Source organism: Methanobacterium sp. (assembly GCA_030017655.1).
Classification (GTDB): Archaea; Methanobacteriota; Methanobacteria; order Methanobacteriales; family Methanobacteriaceae; genus Methanobacterium_D.
This window is the reverse complement of sequence record JASEIM010000019.1, coordinates 23,026-42,706: the sequence shown is the minus strand read 5'-3', so window position 1 is coordinate 42,706 and position 19,681 is coordinate 23,026. Positions and strand designations below refer to the sequence as shown.

At 32.6% G+C, this 19,681-nt stretch carries 18 protein-coding genes; 6 read left to right on the top strand and 12 right to left on the bottom strand.

Annotated features, from left to right (window positions below; translation table 11 throughout):
• Window positions 1–190: 190 nt before the first annotated feature.
• The 4 genes from QMD61_08825 to QMD61_08810 form a co-directional block, all read right to left on the bottom strand.
• Entirely contained in the window at window positions 191–1,183 is a 993-nt protein-coding gene (locus QMD61_08825; GenBank protein MDI6724731.1) for a tyrosine-type recombinase/integrase, read from the bottom strand.
• Between the two features lie 41 nt (window positions 1,184–1,224).
• On the bottom strand, window positions 1,225–2,736 hold the full coding sequence (locus tag QMD61_08820; GenBank protein ID MDI6724730.1) for an ATP-binding protein: 1,512 nt from the start codon (window positions 2,734–2,736) through the stop codon (window positions 1,225–1,227).
• Window positions 2,737–2,830: 94 nt separating this feature from the next.
• The gene (dnaG, locus tag QMD61_08815; GenBank protein ID MDI6724729.1) at window positions 2,831–3,991 is read right to left on the bottom strand and encodes a DNA primase DnaG; all 1,161 of its coding nucleotides are present in this window, start codon (window positions 3,989–3,991) and stop codon (window positions 2,831–2,833) included.
• A gap of 86 nt (window positions 3,992–4,077) precedes the next feature.
• A complete protein-coding gene (locus QMD61_08810; GenBank protein MDI6724728.1) occupies window positions 4,078–4,485 on the bottom strand; it encodes a toprim domain-containing protein in 408 nt (135 codons plus the stop codon).
• 528 nt (window positions 4,486–5,013) lie between these two features.
• Between QMD61_08810 and QMD61_08805 the strand changes: the two genes are divergently transcribed.
• The 5 genes from QMD61_08805 to QMD61_08785 all read left to right on the top strand — a co-directional run bounded on the left by QMD61_08805 (window position 5,014) and on the right by QMD61_08785 (window position 8,493).
• Window positions 5,014–5,304, top strand: a complete 291-nt coding sequence (locus tag QMD61_08805; GenBank protein MDI6724727.1) for a DUF211 domain-containing protein — start codon at window positions 5,014–5,016, stop codon at window positions 5,302–5,304.
• A gap of 5 nt (window positions 5,305–5,309) precedes the next feature.
• Window positions 5,310–5,975, top strand: coding sequence for an RraA family protein (locus tag QMD61_08800; GenBank protein MDI6724726.1), 666 nt, complete (start codon window positions 5,310–5,312; stop codon window positions 5,973–5,975).
• Between the two features lie 77 nt (window positions 5,976–6,052).
• Window positions 6,053–7,120, top strand: coding sequence for a UPF0104 family protein (locus QMD61_08795; GenBank protein ID MDI6724725.1), 1,068 nt, complete (start codon window positions 6,053–6,055; stop codon window positions 7,118–7,120).
• Window positions 7,121–7,285: 165 nt separating this feature from the next.
• The gene (locus tag QMD61_08790) at window positions 7,286–7,561 is read left to right on the top strand and encodes a Gar1/Naf1 family protein (protein ID MDI6724724.1); all 276 of its coding nucleotides are present in this window, start codon (window positions 7,286–7,288) and stop codon (window positions 7,559–7,561) included.
• Window positions 7,558–8,493 (top strand): transcription initiation factor IIB, encoded by a 936-nt coding sequence (locus QMD61_08785; protein ID MDI6724723.1) that lies wholly within the window; start codon window positions 7,558–7,560, stop codon window positions 8,491–8,493. The genes QMD61_08790 and QMD61_08785 overlap by 4 nt, the downstream gene beginning before the upstream one ends.
• 147 nt (window positions 8,494–8,640) lie before the next feature.
• Here QMD61_08785 and QMD61_08780 read toward each other — a convergent pair whose 3' ends face one another.
• Together QMD61_08780 and pyrH are read right to left on the bottom strand one after the other, a co-directional pair.
• Window positions 8,641–8,838: a DUF2116 family Zn-ribbon domain-containing protein gene (locus tag QMD61_08780; protein MDI6724722.1), complete on the bottom strand. Its 198-nt coding sequence runs from the start codon at window positions 8,836–8,838 to the stop codon at window positions 8,641–8,643.
• Window positions 8,839–9,074: 236 nt separating this feature from the next.
• Window positions 9,075–9,755: a UMP kinase gene (pyrH, locus tag QMD61_08775; protein ID MDI6724721.1), complete on the bottom strand. Its 681-nt coding sequence runs from the start codon at window positions 9,753–9,755 to the stop codon at window positions 9,075–9,077.
• A 191-nt stretch (window positions 9,756–9,946) separates the two neighbouring features.
• Between pyrH and prf1 the strand changes: the two genes are divergently transcribed.
• A complete protein-coding gene (prf1, locus tag QMD61_08770) occupies window positions 9,947–11,176 on the top strand; it encodes a peptide chain release factor aRF-1 (GenBank protein ID MDI6724720.1) in 1,230 nt (409 codons plus the stop codon).
• A gap of 21 nt (window positions 11,177–11,197) precedes the next feature.
• On the opposite strand, the gene QMD61_08765 is transcribed toward prf1, so the two are convergent.
• The 6 genes from QMD61_08765 to QMD61_08740 form a co-directional block, all read right to left on the bottom strand.
• Complete coding sequence (locus QMD61_08765; GenBank protein ID MDI6724719.1) at window positions 11,198–14,494, bottom strand: PAS domain S-box protein; 3,297 nt, start codon at window positions 14,492–14,494, stop codon at window positions 11,198–11,200.
• 111 nt (window positions 14,495–14,605) lie between these two features.
• Window positions 14,606–15,205, bottom strand: a complete 600-nt coding sequence (locus tag QMD61_08760) for an orotate phosphoribosyltransferase-like protein (GenBank protein MDI6724718.1) — start codon at window positions 15,203–15,205, stop codon at window positions 14,606–14,608.
• Between the two features lie 168 nt (window positions 15,206–15,373).
• On the bottom strand, window positions 15,374–16,327 hold the full coding sequence (locus QMD61_08755; protein ID MDI6724717.1) for a Gfo/Idh/MocA family oxidoreductase: 954 nt from the start codon (window positions 16,325–16,327) through the stop codon (window positions 15,374–15,376).
• On the bottom strand, window positions 16,324–17,196 hold the full coding sequence (gene hemC, locus QMD61_08750; protein MDI6724716.1) for a hydroxymethylbilane synthase: 873 nt from the start codon (window positions 17,194–17,196) through the stop codon (window positions 16,324–16,326). The genes QMD61_08755 and hemC overlap by 4 nt, the downstream gene beginning before the upstream one ends.
• A gap of 214 nt (window positions 17,197–17,410) precedes the next feature.
• On the bottom strand, window positions 17,411–18,775 hold the full coding sequence (gene cfbE / locus QMD61_08745; protein MDI6724715.1) for a coenzyme F430 synthase: 1,365 nt from the start codon (window positions 18,773–18,775) through the stop codon (window positions 17,411–17,413).
• Between the two features lie 63 nt (window positions 18,776–18,838).
• The gene (locus QMD61_08740; GenBank protein MDI6724714.1) at window positions 18,839–19,681 is read right to left on the bottom strand and encodes an NAD(+) kinase; all 843 of its coding nucleotides are present in this window, start codon (window positions 19,679–19,681) and stop codon (window positions 18,839–18,841) included.

The following is a 19,681-nucleotide window of genomic DNA, read 5'->3' as shown; positions in this document are numbered from 1 at the left end:
GGTGCTTTTCCCATAACAGTATGGTTCGGCTATACGAGTTCCATCATCATATTAAAATTTATGATCTGCTTTGATCGTATAGCATTACAGATTAAAGAATTAATATTATTTTCCATATTTTAATTATGATCGAGTTGATATATGGCTTTTATGCTGATCAAAAAAGACAGTAAATATGTTAAAATAAGAATTAAACAAGCTTTGCCCGATCATAAACATTCTTAAGAGTCTGCATATCCACGCTGGTATAAATCTGAGTTGTACTCAGGTTTGAATGCCCTAAAAGCTGCTGAATAGCCCTAATATCAACACCATTCTTTAACAGGTGGGTTGCAAATGAATGCCTTAAAATATGCGGTGTTACCTTCTTTTTAATCCCTGCAGCCTTCGCATGCTCTTTAATCATCATCTGTATATATCGGGGAGTTAAATGATTTCCAGACCGGTTAACAAAAAGGTATTCGCTGTCATCGTCCTTTCTTTCGAGATAATCTTCAATCAGTTTCTTTGTTTCTTCATCAAAAAGCACAATACGGTCTTTTTCACCTTTACCTCTTATTCTTATGGTTCTTTCATGTAAATCCACGTTATCTGTGTAAAGATTCACTAATTCTGAAACTCTTAAGCCTGATGAGTAAAGTAAGGCTAAAATAACTTTATTTCTAAGATTTATGGCTTTACCACGTTCTGTTTTACATGTCTCCTTTTTATCAAAGGCATTGATCAGGTTCTCAACTTCATGTTCATTCAAATGTTTAGGGAGTGATTTGGTTCTTTTAGGAGTCTTAATTTCCTTTAAAACGTGTATGCCTCCAAATTCAAAAAACTTTTTTACCACAACGGTTACAAGATAGATATAATTTTGTGAAACGCCTTTGTCACGTTTTAAATACTGTATATACTTTTTAAAAGCTCTTAAAACTCTTTTTTCGTCTGTTAAATTCTCTTCATTAAGTAAAAAGTTATAAAAATTAATTACAATGGATCTATATGTTTTTATGGTGTTCCTTGAATAATTTCTTATCTCCAGTTCTATTAGATAATCTTCAATCATTTCAGGAAAATCAAAAGTCTCTAAAAGTGATTCTGCAAGTATATAGCCGTGTCCATTCGCTGTTATACTTCCTGAATTTGATAAATCATCAGGAGAGTTTCTTCTTATTTGATTTGAATAGGGATTCATGTTATCAGCTATATATCAATTTAGGATGTATTTAAAATTATTTACATGTAACTCCTGTCAACATTTTCATGATTTCCATTAAATGAGCCACCGTTCATTCTTTGAGAACTGGAAATATCTTTTTGCACTGCATTCTCAAAACTGGAATATCTTTTGATTATCTGATCTTCTATTGAAATAGCGTTTTTAATGGCAAAATTCATATGTTTTTCCAGTATGTATTGATTTCCATCCATAACAGCCATATCTCCAGCCATTCTCACCACTCCACCCAGATCTCGTAATCGAAGGGTAAGTGAATCTCTCTGGTCATCAATAACTCTTGCTCTTTTTCTTGCCTCTTCAATAAGTGCTTCAACAGCTGTTCTGGTTGCATGGGGTATCTTACCATCCATTTCAATTTCCTGAGCTACAAACTGGGCAAGTCTTGCAACATTCTCTTCAGTATCAGGCATGGTTGTCTTCATCAGGATTTCATATCCTTCTCCCTGAATTCTTGAGCGTAATGGTGGCAATATATACTGCACATCACGTATATTGCATGCTGCTACAAAAATAAAGTCACAAGGACAATTTTCAACTTTAACAGAGCTTCCAGCACTTTGAGGATTTCTTCCAATAATAGGAAACACCTTATCCTGCATTGCACTTAATATATAACGCTGTAATCCAGCAATATGGACTATTTCATCTATAAAAAGAACTCCTTCATGAGCTTCATGGATTGCGCCAGGTACAACTCTTTCATAGGGCTGTGTTCCTAAATCAGGATGGCCTCCATAGGGATCATGTCTAACATCACCTAATAATTCAGTTTCACTGGCACCTGTGGCCTGTATGAACATTTTTCTATCAAGGGGTACAACAACGTTTTTTGGCTTTTCATCAACGATTTCACGCCTCTTTTCAAGAGCGTCCTGATCAAGTATTTTTATTTTATCCCCATCAATTCTTTCATAGATTACGACTTCTTCTTTCCCGTTATTTATCCTTGTTGTTGTTACACGTTCTTGTGGAATGCTTATATGGCCAGAATTCATTTCAAACATTCCTAAAAGATCACCTAAATGTTTTCTCCTTGCATTTATATGGGAAAATTTGTCTCCACCACAGTTAGAACATATGCTTTGATATGCGCTGTTATAACCCCCGCAATGAACACATCTAAATCCTAATCTTTCTGCAACAGCTTCAGGAACACCCCGAGGATCTACAATAGCTCCCTCGGCCTTTTGAAGATTTATTTGTTCACTTTTCATTTCTTTTCGGGTTTTTATTTCAACAAAGGGTCTTTCAGGCCTTTCTGGATTATGCACCACATTAATTTCTTCGTTAGGCTCTCCAAGATGAAAAGAAATTGCTTGAGCTATTAAGGATTTACCTATGCCTGGAGGTCCAACAAGCAGCAGGTTTCTCCTCTGTTTTGCAGCGATTTTTACAAATTTAATAATATCTTCGTGCCCAATAACTCTTTCCAGAGGGTCTTTTGGTATTAAAATGTCTTTTGTAGTTTCTATATCCTTTAAAAACTCATGATTCATGTTTATATACATAATTAATACCTCTATCTGGCTTAAATGATGATAAATGTATAATAATAAAAAATATTTTTTCCACAGAAATAGCAATTCTGTGGAAATTGAGATATTATCTGGTTATAACTTTAATTGGGCTTGGTTTTCTAACCACATCGCTCATTCTTACTGCAACGATATGCTTAAGTCCTTTTTCCTTTGCAATGTCAATTAATCTTTGACTTATAACTCCGTCAAATACTACTGCATAGGTATTATTTTCAACACTTTTAAGTTCATCATAGAGATTTTCTACTTTTACTTCTTTTAATATGTTTAAAGCGTCATCAAAAATTTCTGCATTGCCAGTACCTTCTAATTCTTTTAAGACACCCTTCAATACTTTAATTTTATCTTCGCCTTTCTCTTTTTCTTTTTCTTCTATTTTTTCAACCTTTACCCCAAGATCATGATACATCTGTTCAACAGGTACTTTATCTCTCAAAGCCACCATTACTTCTTCTTTTTCCAGATCTTCAACTTCTTTTCCTCTTGGAGCTCTTGTAACGTAGTCAACCTCTCCAACCTGGAGTAATTCTTTTAATATAAGTTCTCCACCACGGTCACCGTCAACAAATGCAGTTACTGTTTTATTTTTGGTTAATTCAGCAACAGTTTTAGGGACACTTACTCCTTCAACAGCAATTGCATTCTTAACACCATACCTTAGGAGATTCAAAACATCAGCTCTCCCCTCAACTACAAGAATAGCGTCTGATGTAGCAACGTTAGGTCCTGCAGGTAGTTTTTCGTCACCAAATTCAGTTATTTCGTGAATTCTCATGGCTTCTTTGACTTCTTCTATCATTTTAAGGCTTTCGGGAGTTACTTCTTCCATCATTCCTTTGTAGAGTTCCTTTGCCCGGTCTACAACTTTCCTTCTTTTAACAGCCCTTACATCTTCTACTTTGGATACTTGTATGTAAGCTTCACAGGGTCCCACTCTGTTTATTGTTTCAAGTGATGCTGCAAGGATAGCTGTTTCAACTCTATCAAGACTTGAGGGAATTACGATTTCCCCTTTGGAGCGGCCTCCTCTTGAATTAATATTTACTTTAATTCTGCCTATACGTCCTGTTTTCTGTAATTCTCTTAAATCAAGATCATTGCTTAAAAGACCTTCTGTCTGTCCAAAAATAGCACCGACGACGTCAGGTTTTTCAACAATACCATTAGCATTAATTTGAGCATGAATGAGATATTTAGTTGTACTTATTTCTTCGCCTTTTCCCATAAATGGGCCTCCTTTTGATTATAGATACCTTCATGATGTTAACATCATGGTGTGAATAGGCTTCATTGGATGATCATATGTTCAAGTTACTGGTAACTGCCATATGGATTATTTTCAAGTTCCAGTTGTCTTATATGTTTTGGAAGACTTTCAATATCTTTAATGTATTTCCGTGAAATACCCATAATTTTCTTTCTTATACTAAGATCAGGATGAGAGCCAAGACTCTGTATATCTTCTGACAGCTTTTTTGCAAGTATTTCGCCTTTTTTATCAAAATCTGTCAGTATTATTACTTTTGAAGATGATTCAGTAGCCATTTCAGCAATTTCAAAGAGTTTAAGACCAGATCCAGAAACCTTAATTATTTTGCCATTTATTCCAAGCTCATTTAAGGCTTCTTCGTCTTTCTTACCCTCGATAAGAATTGGCACTCCTTGTTCTACGCAATGTGATAGCTCTTCAACTATACGTGATAATCTTCTAAAACTCATGATTAAAGCCATTATGAAATTTTTAATAGTATCTATGAAATTATATAACTAATCTTATATATAAAATTGAAGAGTCAAAAATAAAACGGTGCTTATTATATAAGCTTAAAATATCTTTTTAAATTGGTAAAAAAAGATGTTTGTAAATCCTTTAATTTAGATATTAAACTTTGTAAAAGATAAAAATGTTTTTTAGAACTATTTAAAAACATAAAAACATACATTGCATTACTAAACACAATATAAAAAAAATAGATTTTATGTATCTAATTTTTATATAATCAAATGTAAAATTTTAAATATATTATAGATTTATTTCAATATATGATTGAAAATCCGGAGGTTAATGAAATTAGAAATCTACAAAAAATCCACGATTTTTTGTGCGTAAGAAATTAGCATTTCTTACAGCTTCGACTTTTAATTTCCCGAACCTCAATTATTGAAAATAATTGGAGGTTGAAGGAAAATCCTAAAGGATTTTCCTAAACCCCAAAAAAATAGAAAATTTTTTTGGAGGATACGAAAGTGGCAAAAGGCCTGATAAGAATTGTTTTAGATATACTTAAACCCCATGAACCGAATATACCCTATTTCGCAAAGTATTTAAGTGAATTAGAGGGAGTTGATGGAGTAAATGTTACTTTAATGGAAATTGATAAAGAAACTGAGAATGTTAAAGTAACAATGCAGGGAAATGACCTTAATTTTGATAAAATAAATGATGCAATTAAACAATACGGCGGTTCAATCCACAGTGTTGATGAGGTAGTAGCAGGTAAAAAGCTTGTTGAAGAAGTTACAACACCTCAGGACTGATTTTAATGAAATATGGAAGGAAGCTTTCCCCAGAAAGCCTCTTAGATAAATTTTCACCTAAATTTTCTTATTCTAAATTAATCCGTTCTAATTTGACAAGTTCTCAAATTTCAGATGCTCTAAAAAATGTTACTGGTAATTCTGGAGTAATGAAGGACATTAAACCTTTATTAGGCAATATGGTCATTGGAAGTGCAGTAACAGTTAAAACAGATGCAGATGATTGGGGAACATGTGTTAAAGCAATAGATGTTGCTAAAAAAGGTGAAATATTAGTTATTAAGGTTGAAGGGCAGGATCAGGCAGTTTGGGGGGAATTAACCTCAAAAACTGCACGTGAAAAAGGAATTATATGCACAATTATAGATGGTGCTGTAAGGGATATAGGAGCAATTAAAGAATTGAGATATCCTGTTTTTTCGAAAAATGTTGTTCCGAATGCTGGGAGTCCCAAGGCGCAAGGTAAAATTAATATTACAATAGAATGTGGAGATGTCACAGTGAATCCTGGAGATATAATCGCTGGCGATGAATGTGGTGTAGTTGTCATAGCTAAAGAAAATTTAAATGATGTCATTGAAGAAGCGTTGAATATTAAAAAAAAGGAAAATGAAATCATTAGAAGGATTGAAAAAGGAGATTCACTCTCATCTATTTTGGGATTAAAATAAAAAATTATTTAATAGACATGGAATAAAATATGAATTTCAAATTTAACCATGTTTTAATTTATTAAAGGAATTTTGATATGCAAAGCACAACCCACTATTTAAAGAGTCATAAATGGGAAATTTCAATTACATTTATAGCAGGAGCATTCATTATATTTTTAGTATCATTTTTAGTAGGTTTAGATGATATTTTAACTGTTTTAAGCAAAACTGATTTTAGAATAATGATAATAACATTACTTATTGAATTTATCATTATAACATTTTGGACATTGAGATGGAAATTGATCCTGAATGTACTTCACAGTGCACCTAAATATAAACAGGTCCTTTTAATGATGTTTACCAGTCTTTTTGGAAATAATGTTACGCCCGGTTCAGCAGGAGGAGAACCATTACGCGCATATCTTCTAAATAAATTTGAAGATATTCCTTTTGAGACAGGTTTTGCTTCTGCAACTGCTGATAGAGTTTTTGAATTTTTCCCATTTTTATTAGTTTCTACACTTGCAGCATATCTGATATTTACTTTAAATATTGGTTTCTGGACCAGTTTAGTGGTCAGTATAATGATAATAATTACAATGATCTTTTTTGGATTGATAATATATGTTGGTCTTAAAAAAGAAGTTGCTACAAAAGTAATAATATCGCTAGCAAGGCGTATATATCCATATGCAAAAAAAATAACTTCCAGAGAAACTTCATTTACAAATGTCAAAAATAAATTAATTGAATATATTGAAACATTTACTTCAGGTTTCCAGGGAGTGTTAAGGGATCATAGAATGTTTATTTTGGGTGTATTTCTTTCATTTTTAATATGGGGTATAGATAATCTCCGATTTTATTTGACATTTGTAGCGATAGGTTATTATCCTCCAATAATACCCATGATAATAATTTATACCATAGCTATTTTAGTTTCTATAATCCCTGCAATACCTGGATCTTTGGGAATTCGTGAGGGTACTATGGTGGCTCTTTTCATACCTGTCGGTGTCCCTGCAGATGTTGTTCTCGCTACATCATTGCTGGATAGACTGGTAACTTATATAATGCCCACATTTATTGGAGCAATTACTACTTTTTACTATGGAAAAAAATACAGAGATAAGAAAAGTAATGTGAAAATTCAGGTATAATTCCGTATTAAATTAATTGTATTCATTGATTGTTTTTTTATATTCTAGGATTATATCAAAAAATATATATTATAGGTTAATATTTAATATTTAAAAATATCGAAACATTTATATATAACTTCTTAACACTATTTATAATATATAAAATTATCGGTATGATGATAAATGAAAAAATTGGGAATAATCTCGCATTTCTCTAACAAGGGTAGAATAATAGTGAGATCTGATCAAACGCCTGGTTTTGGCTTGCCTGTTTTTACGGATGATAAAAAAAGAATTGGAACTGTTATTGACGTATTTGGACCTACAAAAAAGCCATATATTTCAGTTAAAGTCTATGCAAAAAACTCTAAAAACTTAAAGAACCGAGTTGGAGAGACATTGTTTGTATCATCAAAACCTACAAAAAGATGGGGGCGGAAAAAACGAAAGAAAGAATGAAGGTAGATGTTTCAGAAATCGAAAAAGTAGAAACAAAATGCCCAGAATGCGATTCTGAAAAGTTAATCAACGACCACGAACGCGGAGAAATTGTATGTGGTGCATGTGGTCTGGTTATAGATGATAATCTTGTTGATATGGGGCCAGAATGGAGAGCCTTTGACCATGAGCAGAGGGATAAAAGAACAAGGGTGGGTGCTCCAATTACTTATACAATCCACGATAAAGGTTTAAGTACCATGATCGACTGGAGGAATAAGGATATCTATGGTAGAGACATCCCTGCAAGAAACCGTGCTCAATGGTATCGTTTAAGAAAATGGCAGAGAAAAATAAGGATTTCTGGTGCTACAGAAAGAAACCTGGCCTTTGCATTAAGTGAACTTGATAGAGATTCATCAAGGTTAGGTTTACCAAGAAGCGTGAGAGAAGCAGCATCTGTTGTTTACAGAAGTGCTGTGGAAAACAAGCTCATTAGAGGGAGAAGTATTGAAGGAGTAGTTGCAGCATCGCTATATGCAGCATGCAGAAGATGTAACGTTCCAAGAACCCTTGATGAGATTGCTGAAGTATCACGTGTAAGTAAAAAAGAAGTGGGAAGAACTTACAGGTTCTTAACCCGTGAACTTAACATAAAATTACCACCAACGTCACCAGTAGATTATGTTCCAAGATTTGCGAGTGAATTAAGCTTATCTGGTGAAGTGCAATCAAAAGCAATTGAAATAATTGAAAAAGCAATGGAAAAAGGTCTTACTTCAGGTAGAGGACCTACAGGAGTTGCAGCAGCAGCGCTATACATTGCATCTGTACTTCTCGGTGAGAGAAAAACTCAAAGAGATGTTGCAGACATTGCTGGTGTAACTGAAGTAACTATTCGTAACAGATACAAAGAGCTCACTGAACAGCTCGATATGGGTGTAACTTTATAAGTTATGCCTTAAATCTTTTTATTTTAATTAAAACCTGAACAATATTGATTAAAAAAATTTTATTTTATTATAGACTTTTTCAATAAATAAATTTCTATTTTTTTAAAGAATTCAAAAATAAATGAGAAGAAAGACAATAAAAGTAATTTAAAAAAGTCTTCCTCTAAAAACATATATAAGATAAATTATAATAAGTACTGCAAAGGCTACATACATTATTTTCCTTGTACGCATTACTTTTTGCTGTCTTTCTGCAAACACCCGTTCACAATTAGGAGAGCAGAATCTTTCGTCCATTGGAATCGGTGTCCCGCACATTGGGCAGTGTTTATGTGGTTTTGTCATATTTACACCTCATATTTGTTAATTTGTGGTTCGAAAAACCTCTCAAAAATTCGAAGCTTGCAAAAACATTGTTTTTGCAGCCCGAAAATTGTAGATTTTCGAGGGAATTTTTGGAGCAATCAAACAAAAAGTGTTTGGTGCATCGAAAGTTTACTTTCGATAGCGCAAATCAAAGATTTGCAAGTTATGGTCTTTCTCAACCTCAAATATTTGATTTATAGATTAAGAAAAATTAGCTATTGGATATCAGGAACTATGCTGGTTCCTATATTTCCAAGAACTGCTTTTTGAAGATTTTCAGGATTTTCTCCATTGACAATTAATGTTTTGATATTTGATCTTTTAATAATTTGTATTGCAGTCATATCCAGAAATTCATACGTACCTGCTTTATTTTCTTTACTGCTTAAAATGGTAAGCATTTCTGAAGGGGTTATTTCATCAAACTTCTTTGCATCTTCAAACTTGTTTGGATCCTTATCATATAATCCATCTACAGATGTGGCATTAATCATGAGATCAGCCCCCACAAATTCTGCAAGAATACTTCCAACAGCATCAGTACTGTGTGCAGGCTCAGTTCCACCCATTACAACTATTTTACCGCTAACTGAAAATTCTAGTGCCTCATGGAAGTTTTTTGCCACCTGGGGATACACGTCTTCGCCAAGAGCCATAATTAAAAGTTTAGCATTTAATCTTGTAACATCTATACCTATATCATCACAGGCCGCTTCAGAAGCTTCAAGGCCTCTTGCTATTCCTATATAATCCCGAGCAGGTTTTCCGCCACCAACAACGATAAATAATTGATTTTCACTGTTCATATCTTTTAAAACATCAGCATAAGCTCTGAATTTTTCGTGATCATTATCTTTAATCATTATTGAACCGCCAACTGTAATAACTATCTTCATCTTATCACCATAATTAAATGTCATGGAACATAAATAAATATAATTCTAACCATATTAAATAGAGTAAAATATAGAATTTAATCTAATTATATATGGGAGATAATATAAATAGAATAATTCCTGCTCTTGATCTTTTAAAATTTATAAATAACATGTTAATTTACTATTATTATTGTTAAGGAGAGATTATTTTGACTGAAGTATCATCAAAAGAGTTATATGAGTTTAAAAGAACTATTGAAGAACTCGCAGATAAAAAAGGCAGAGGAACAGAACTGGTGTCAGTTTATATCCCTCCTGATAAGCAAATAAGTGATGTGGTAAAGCACATGAGGGAAGAACTAAGCCAGAGTGCCAATATAAAAAGTAAACAAACAAAGAAGAACGTACAGTCTGCAATTGAGGTTATTATGCAGAGATTAAAGCTGTTTCCCAAACCTCCAGAGAATGGACTTCTCCTTTTTGTTGGAATGATTCCCAAAGGCGGTCCTGGAACTGAAAAAATGGAAACATACGTTTTTGAACCTCCAGAACCAATTCAAACCTATACTTATCACTGTAACTCAGAATTCTATCTTGAACCTTTACAAGATATGATTGATGTAAAAGAAACATATGGGCTTGCAGTTTTAGATAGAAAGGAAGCTACAATTGCAACTTTACGTGGTAAACGGATAGATATAATAAAAACACTTACAAGCGGAGTTCCCGGTAAACATAAGGCTGGTGGACAATCTCAGAGAAGATTTGACCGTTTAATTGAACTTGCAGCCCATGAATTTTTAAAGAGGATTGGTGAGCAAATTAACGATGCTTTCTTACCAATAGAAGATTTAAAGGGCGTAATACTCGGTGGTCCCGGCCATACAAAGGAAGATTTCCTTAAAGGGGACTACATGCACTATGAAATTAAAGACAAGGTTATAACTACTGTGGATACATCATACACTGGCGAATTTGGAATAAGGGAAGTCATTGACAAGTCCATGGATGTTTTAACTGAAATAGATATAATGCGTGAAAAAAAGCTGGTTCAGAGGTTTTTAAAGGAGCTTATAAGTGAGGATGGACTTGCATCCTATGGAGAAGCTGATGTGAGGAAAAATCTTGAAATGGGCGCGGTTGAAATCCTCTTACTTTCAGAGGGTGTTAAATCCAACCGTGAAACATATGAATGCCCACTTTGTAGTTGTGTTCAGGAAAAAACAGTTAAAAATATAGATGAATCTGAAGAAATGCGATGTCCTGAGTGTGGAGAAAAAATGAAGGAAAGTAAAGCCAAAGATATCATTGATGATTTTGTTGACATGGCTGAAGAAGTAGGTTCTGAAGTAGAAATAATATCAACAGAAACTGAAGAAGGAATGCAATTATTGAGGGCTTTTGGTGGATTTGCCGCTATATTAAGATACAGAGTTTAAATCAGTCTTTAAATTAAAGACTTATTTTAAATTATATTCTTTTTCTTCTTTAAGGGGAATAGTGAAGTAAAATGTTGATCCTTTACCATATTTAGATTCTACCCAAATACGGCCACCATGACGATCAATAATCCTTTTTACAATTGCTAGACCAATTCCTGAACCACTGTATTTGTCAATGGTATGTAATCTTTTAAATAATTCAAAAATTTTAGCGGTGTATTGTTGTTCCATTCCAATACTATTATCTGATACTGAAAATAAGTGTTCATTATTTATTTTTTTAGTTGAGATATGAATTTTAGGAGTTTCATCCTTTTTACGGAATTTAATGGCATTGCCAATTAAATTCTGGAATACTTGAATAAGTTGTCTGGAATCTGCAGTTACAATAGGTAATTGATCATGAGTTATAATGGCATTGTTTTCGTTTATTGTTGCATTTAAATTAGCTAATACTTGATTAAGTACATCTTCAATATTGGTTGGCTTAAATTCATCTCCTTTACCTATCTTTGAATATTCGAGAAGTCCTTGTATCATTGTTTTCATTCTTATTGCACCTTCAACCATGAAATCAAGAAATTCATCAGCATCTGAATCTAGTTTTCCTTTATAACGCCTATCTATAAGTTGCGCATAACTGGCAATACTTCGAAGTGGTTCTTGGAGATCATGGCTGGTAATATAAGCAAACTGCCGTAATTCATCATTAGAACGCTCTAATTCTGCTATAGTTCTTTTTAACTTTTTTTCTGTATTCTTTAATTCAGTAACATCTATGCCTACTTCTAAAACCAATTCTTCTTCATTAAAACTAGGAAATGGATAATCATAAACAATGTAATTCCTACCTTTGTTATCAGTCCACTCCCATGACTGTGGAGTTTTTGTTTCAAAAACCTTAAATGTAGGGCATGGTTTATTTGGTTCTTGACAATCATGGATCATATCATAAAATTTTCTATCTTCTGGCTCACCAAAACGCTTTTTAAATTCCTTATTAACAAATTTAATGGAATAATCAGGGGCTTGTAGATACAAAAAAGCAGGAATTAAATCTAATACTTTAAATAGTCTGTTACGTTCATTTTCTATAGATTCTCTCGCCTTTTTTAGTTCTGTAATATTTATTCCTATACTTAAAATTCCAGCTAACTCTCCATTTTCATTATAAATTCCTTTATTGGTCCATGAAACCCAAACTCTTTCTCCATTTTTTTTCATATTTTCATTTTCAACATAATAATATGCCTCAGGATTATCTATTATCCTATCTATAAGTTTTTTAAGGTCTCTACCCGAAGATTCAGTTTCAGGGACTATAGTACCAATAACATTTTTACCTAAAATTTCTTCTTTAGAAAAGCCAAAAAATTTTTCTGCAAATTCATTAAAAAAAGTTATGCACCCGTTTTTATCAAGTCGGATAATGCTGCTATTTGCATTTTCAACTAATTCCTTATATTTTGCTTCGCTTCTTTCTAAAGATTTTTCTATTTCTATTCTTTCAGTTATATCGAAGGTTATTCCTTGAATAGCTACAATTTCGCCATTATCATTGTAAACTGGCGCATTATATTGTTCTGTCCATATAATTTCACCATCTCTACGTACCCATCTTAAGACAAGAGGATTTTTAAAAATTCCTCTAGATAATTCATCTAAAAAATGTTTATCTTCATCGTAAACTAATTTAAAACCAAGATCAGGATCTGAGTAATGTTCTTCGGGAGTATAGCCTGTAATTGATGTGACAACTGGATTTATATAAGAAAAACATCTTTCTGGAACTAATTCAAAGCGATATATGATTGCAGGTGAATTTTCAGCAAGTGTTCTGAACTTTTCCTCACTCTCACGCAAAGCATTTTCAACCAGTTTGCGTTTTGTAATATCTCTTATTATTCCAATACATGTTTCTATTTTTCCTTTATCGTCATATTCTGGAGTAATAATGGCTTGAGAATATCTTACCCCTTTAGTTCCAGAAAACTTATATTCAAATTCTTGATTTTCACATGTACTGAATGCATCAAGAACTTTTTCAATCCATAAATCTTTTAAGTCATCATCAATTTTTAAATCTTCAATTTTTTTACCAATAAAATCATCCCTGGATAATCCCAGATCTTCCGAATCTTTGCTAAAATAGGTTATTTTTAGGTTTTTATCACACCGGGTTATTATATCTGGTGAATTTTCGGCTAATGTTCTAAATTTTAGTTCGCTTTCTCTAAGTGACTGATAAGCTTCTTCTAATTCTATTGTACGATCCTTTACCCTAAGTTCTAATGTATATAGCAATTCTTCCATTTCTTCTTGAGCAATCTTACGTTCAGTAATATCTCTGGCAATTGACAAAACAACTCTTTCATTATTTAAAATAAAGATATGGGAACTAATCTCAACAGGAATTTTTAACCCATCTTTAGCTAAATGAAGACCTTCAAAAGTGATATCTCCTATCTCAAATAACTTATCCATGACTGGAGGCCACATTTTTTCTCCTATTGCATCAATATCCATTGGGGACATTTTGAGAAGTTCTTCCCTTGAATATCCCAGTCTTTTTGATGCAATATCATTTACTTCGATAATTGTTCCAGGTAAGCCATTTTTATTTATTTTATGTAAAAACATTGCATCATTAGCATTATTGAAAACTTCACGGAACTTTTCTTCTGATTCTTTAAGAGCTTCTTCTATTCTTTTACGTTCAGTAATATCTAAAAGGGAAGCCACACTTTTTTTAGTTCCTGGAATTAAGCTAACAGTAAAAATAACGTTTTTCATATTTCCATATCTGTCTATAAAATGAGCTTCATAGGTTCTGGGAGGAATCTGACCTTTTTCTCTTCTTTGTCTATGATATTTCAACATCTTTTCTAGATCTTCTTTAGCAATGAAATCAATCCATTTCATTACATCTTCAATTTCTTTTTTACCATAACCTGAAATCTTTTCAAATTCATGATTTGCTAGGGAAATAGTAGTATCTTCTTCGATAATAACAGTTGCAGTACCTGTGTTTTCAAATATTGTCCGATATTCTTTTTCAGCTTCTTTATAGCGATTTTTTTCGGTAAAATATTTATTAATTAAGTTCTCCCTTTCATTTAATACAAAGTAAGCTCCAATAGTTGCTAAAATAGTTGTAAAAATAATAGTGATAATATGTGATTCCCAAATACCTATATTTGGGAGAATCAACTGTTTTGTAACTTCATAAATAGTCATACCTATTAAAACAACGAAAAAAATTAGTATAAGCTGACTTCTAATGTTTTTGTACTCTCCAAATTTAATATAGCACAAACTCCTATTGGATTATTTTAATATTGTTAATAATATTGTAGTGATAAAATAAAAATATTATCAATAAATTAAAAATCAGATAAAATAAGATAATAAAATAAGAATTAGACTTTATCCAAGCCTGCTAACACGAATCAATGACTCTACAGGAATTTTATCCATTTTAAAGATTCCTTTTTTATCTATAAGGACTACAACACCTAATGGATTTGCTCCAAGGTCATTTAAAACATCAATGGCCTCTTTGATTGTTCTTCCACTTGTTATGACGTCATCTACAATTACAACGTTTTTGCCTTCAACTGATGCAAAATTACTGCTTATGGCACCTTTTGCATCTTCTTCTTTTCTGTGTTTTATGGGGTGGAATACAGTTATATCTGCACCGATTATCTCAGCCATCATTGTTGCAAATGGCACTCCGCTTACAGTTATACCTACTACAACTTCAACATTGCCATATTCAAGGGCTAAATCAGCCATGGCCGCAGACACATTCATCATTCGCGCAGAGCTGCTGCCCAAATTCTTCCAATCTATTGCAAAATCAACCGGGGCTTTTTGAGCTTTAAATTCAATATTTTTACTACCCATTTGTAAAATAAGCCATCTAGCAGTGTCTTTAGACACATTAAGTTCATCTGCTATTTCACCGGTTGTAAAACCCCTGCTTCTTAATTCATAAGCCTTTTTTATAAGCTCTTCGTTCATAAAAACACATCCAATTTAATTAAAGACAATTTAATTTCAAATAAATAATTATTTTAAAATTTAATGAATGTTTTAATCTAAATTTTATTTATATTGTTCATTAAACTTATAATTATTCTCTAATCTTAATTTTTTTAAAATTTTTTAGATATCTTTTCAGCTTCAAATTTAGTATTCATCTAATTTGACAGGTGTGTTTTCTTTAGCAGATTTCATGGCAGCAGTAACAACTTTCAGTGCGTATATTCCATCTTCACCGGTAATTTTAGGATCTTCATCATTTTTAACCGCAGATAAGAAAGAGCTTAGTTCTTCCCTTAAAGGCTCTTTGTAGTCTATATCTACATTCTGAGTTGATTTCCCATATACATTAACTGTTTGGTCTATATAATCTATTGATATTATTCCATCAACTCCTGTAATCTCAAGTTTTCTCTTTTTATATGGAGTAAGCCAGTTAACTTCAAGCATACCTATTATACCATTTTCAAAAGTGCTCATTATCTCTGCATGGTCTTCATATTCGCATTTTTCAAGTCTACTACCCATATGGGCGTATATTTGAGATACAGGGCTATCAAAGAGATAGAACATTATATCCACTTCATGAATAGCAAGATCTATAGTAACACCAACGTCTTTTATTCTTGGTGGAAATGGGCCAACTCTTTTTGCAGATGCAGATACTACTTCTCCAATAACGTCATTTTTTATAAGTTCTTTAGCCTTCCCTACTGCAGGATTAAACCTTTCAACATGTCCAGTTGCAAGTTTAACTCCATTGTCCTTAGCTGCCTTTACCATGGATTTTGCTTCCCTCAAAGTAAATGCTATTGGTTTTTCTACCAATACATGTTTTCCATGTTCAATTGCATCCATAACAACGTTAAAATGATGGGTTGTTGGAACACATACGCTGACAGCATCTATTTCAGGCATTTTAAGGATATCATTATAATCTACAAAGCTTGAAGCATTATATTCTTGAGCTACTTCATCTACCTTTGTCTTCATAAGATCTGATACAGCCATAAGATTAGCATTTTCAATTTTAGAATATACTCTGGCATGGTTGTAGCCCATTGCTCCAACGCCGATTACACCTACATTTACTTTGTTCACACGTATTCCTCCATCATTTTTTTTGCAGCTTCTTTACCCAGTCTTTCTGCATCATTTATTGAACCACTTAATTTAACTTTAGAAAGTATTTCACCTTCCTTTGTAAGTAAAATACTGAATAAATCCATTTTACCATTATCTGCTCTTGCTGATACTCCAAGAGGCCATTGACAGCCCACTCCAAGCTCTTCAAGTACAATTTTTTCAGCTTTTATCTCTTGTAATGAATTAAAGTGAGTTAATTTCTCCAGCTCTGTCCGTACGCTGCTATCTTTCCTTGCAACTACAGCAAGTGCCCCCTGACCTGCTGCGGGAGTAAAATATTCAAGTGGGAATACTTTTTTTATATGATTTGAAAGTCCAAGCCTTTTAAGGCCAGCTTCAGCCATTATTGTGGCGTCATATTCTCCATATTCTACTTTTCTAACTCTGGTATCTATATTTCCTCTTATTGGTTTTATATTCAGTTTTTTTTTATGATAATTACAGAAGGCTTCCCTTCGAAGGCTGCTTGTTCCTATGGATGCTCCTTCTTCCAACTCGTCCCAGTCATAATTGGAGACAAGCACTTCATTTGGAGATTCTCTTTTAGGAACAGCCACTATTTCGAGATCGCCGGAAAGTTCTGTTGGAAGGTCTTTCAGGCTGTGAACTGCAAAATCAACTTCTTCTTCCAAAACTGCTTTATCCAGTTCTTTGGTGAATATACCTTTTATATCAATGGTATAAAGTTGAGAATCAGTGATTTTATCTCCTGTTGTTTTTATTACTTCAATAGTTATATCTTCATTTATTATTTTGGATAACTGATTGATTATATTTTTTGTCTGTGTCATAGCTAAATTGCTTCCTCTGGTACCCACTTTCAAAGAATCCTCTCCAAAATCATTAAACATTAAAAATTAAATTTTTTTCTAATTATATTCAATAATTCTTTATTGATCTTTAAAAAGATTTCCGCTATTTAACAATATTTCTTATTTTTATTTAGATTTTTGTATTTCCAGTTTAATTAATCCACAAATAAATTATGATTGTTTATTAACTAAATGAAATGCAAAAGGAAATGAGCAATTTATATAATTATCTTTTACTTTGATCAGAAAATCTTGACCTGTATATTAAAAGAATCATTCTTGAATTCATTTCAACTGCTTTTTCAATAGCATTATTAAAATTATTCATATACTTATATTTTCGTTTTATTTTATTTTTGATGTTTTTACCAAGTTCATCAACCAGTATAAGTGAGATCTCATTATTCAACATATTCAGAAATTCTACTGTAGAATCTTCGTCAATTTCTTCGCATGTTATTCCATATTTACCACCAAAAATAAGGGTTGAATCATTGAAATCCTTAATAATATCCACTGATTTTTTAATTGCTGTAACATTAAGACCCGGATTTATTTCTTCAATAATTTTACTTCCTTTATATTTTCTGATGGATGTCCGACCTTTAATACCTTTAAAATTTTTTAAACCGTTTTTGATTTGGTTAATAGGAGTATTGAGAATTAAAGCTGCACATATTGCGCAAAGTACATTATTTAAATGGTGTTTGGCTGGAGCAAACGTTTCAACTTCAAATTCAGTATTTAATAAATCCCCTTCATAAGTTTCAAGATTCTCTATTTTGGCTGTAAACATTGTTTTATCCAGTTTAAATTTGATATCAGATGCATAAACATTCGCTTCATGGTTTAAACCAAATGTATTCACTTTTGCATCAATATTAGGATAATAATTTTTAAAAGAATCAAAATCACAGGCTGTAATTTTACTTTTAAACATCTGGGCTTTGGCAAGACATGCATTTTTCTCACCAGATGCTACAGGATAATTTTCAGCTATATTGGTAATTATGCCCACATCTGCAAGTCCTGTTCCTCCAAGAGAAGTTTCAAATATGCAGATTTGTGGATTAAAATCTTTTCCAAGTTTCCATGCATTTATTATATTTGCAGGGGTTATACTGATGTCATGTTCTAATATGTGGTTTTCCATGTTTTTTGTAACTTCAATTCCTAAGCTGCTTAAAATTAAAGGATTATTTTCTATAAATATCTCTTTTAACATCCAGACAACACTGGTTTTTCCTTTAACACCAGTTACTTCTATTACTGGAACTTTAATCCCGTTTTTCATTAAAAAATTAACAGCTTCATGGTGGGTTAAATGGATTTTAGAGTTAATATTACAGTGTATAGGGGCAACTATTAAAAAATCATCATTTGAAAGGTTTTTAACATCATTTTTGATATTTATATTGTCTAAAAATTCTTTTTCAACGAATTTAATTCCTCTCTGTTTTAAGGATTTCTTTTTTTCTTCAGATAGAGTATTGTAATTGTCCAGTGCAAAGACATTGAAATCAGGTTGATCTGAAAATTCTGAAGCGATAAGCGTTCCACCGTGTGTCATATCAATAATCAAGACATTCATTGATTTTCCATCCTTTAGAAATTACTAATTTACGGCTGAAATTGCAATTATATTGAATTTAAACTAAACAGCATCTATTCCACCTTTAATGAGTTTTTCTCTAACTTTTTTATAGAAATCCTTGGTTAATCTTACAAAATAAGCATTTTCCTTTGATTTAGAAAATATCACTTCCTCCATATAATTAATTTCTTCCTCATACTGGCCATCTATCACGGCTTTAGCCTTTTTACCTTCCCTTAAAAGTTTCACCTGAATTACACTACTTCCAGAAACTACTGTAGGGCGTGACCCAAGTTTAAATGGACATATGGGGACAATTATAAATGCATCTACACGTGGATCAACTATTGGGCCACCTGCGGACATTGCATAAGCTGTTGAGCCGCTGGGGGTTGCTATTATCAGCCCATCAGCACGTAATTCCTCTACATGTTCTTCATCAACCTTTATTTCGAGATGAAGCATTTTTGCAGGTTTTCTGGTCATAAGAACTACTTCATTTAATGCAGGCGCTAATTTACGATTATGCCATACTTCAAGTCGTGTACGTTCCTCTATAAAATAATTACCATCTAAAACTTCTTTAAGCGCATGAAAGGTCTCTTCAGGACTAATTTCTGTGAGGAAACCAACTGTACCCATGTTTATACCGAATATAGGTATTTTCTTACCAGTAATAAGGCTCTGAGTTCTTAATATTGTGCCATCGCCTCCAATAGTAATTATGATATCAACATCCATTTCATCAATATCGCAGCTTAAGTTATGGAATCTACGAAGTTCGCTGACAATCAGAGGATCTAAAAAAACATCTATATTTCTCTTGATTAAAAATTCAACAATTTCTTCGGCGAGTTCTACACCTCTGTGGATATCATGACGTGTTACAATACCTATACGCAT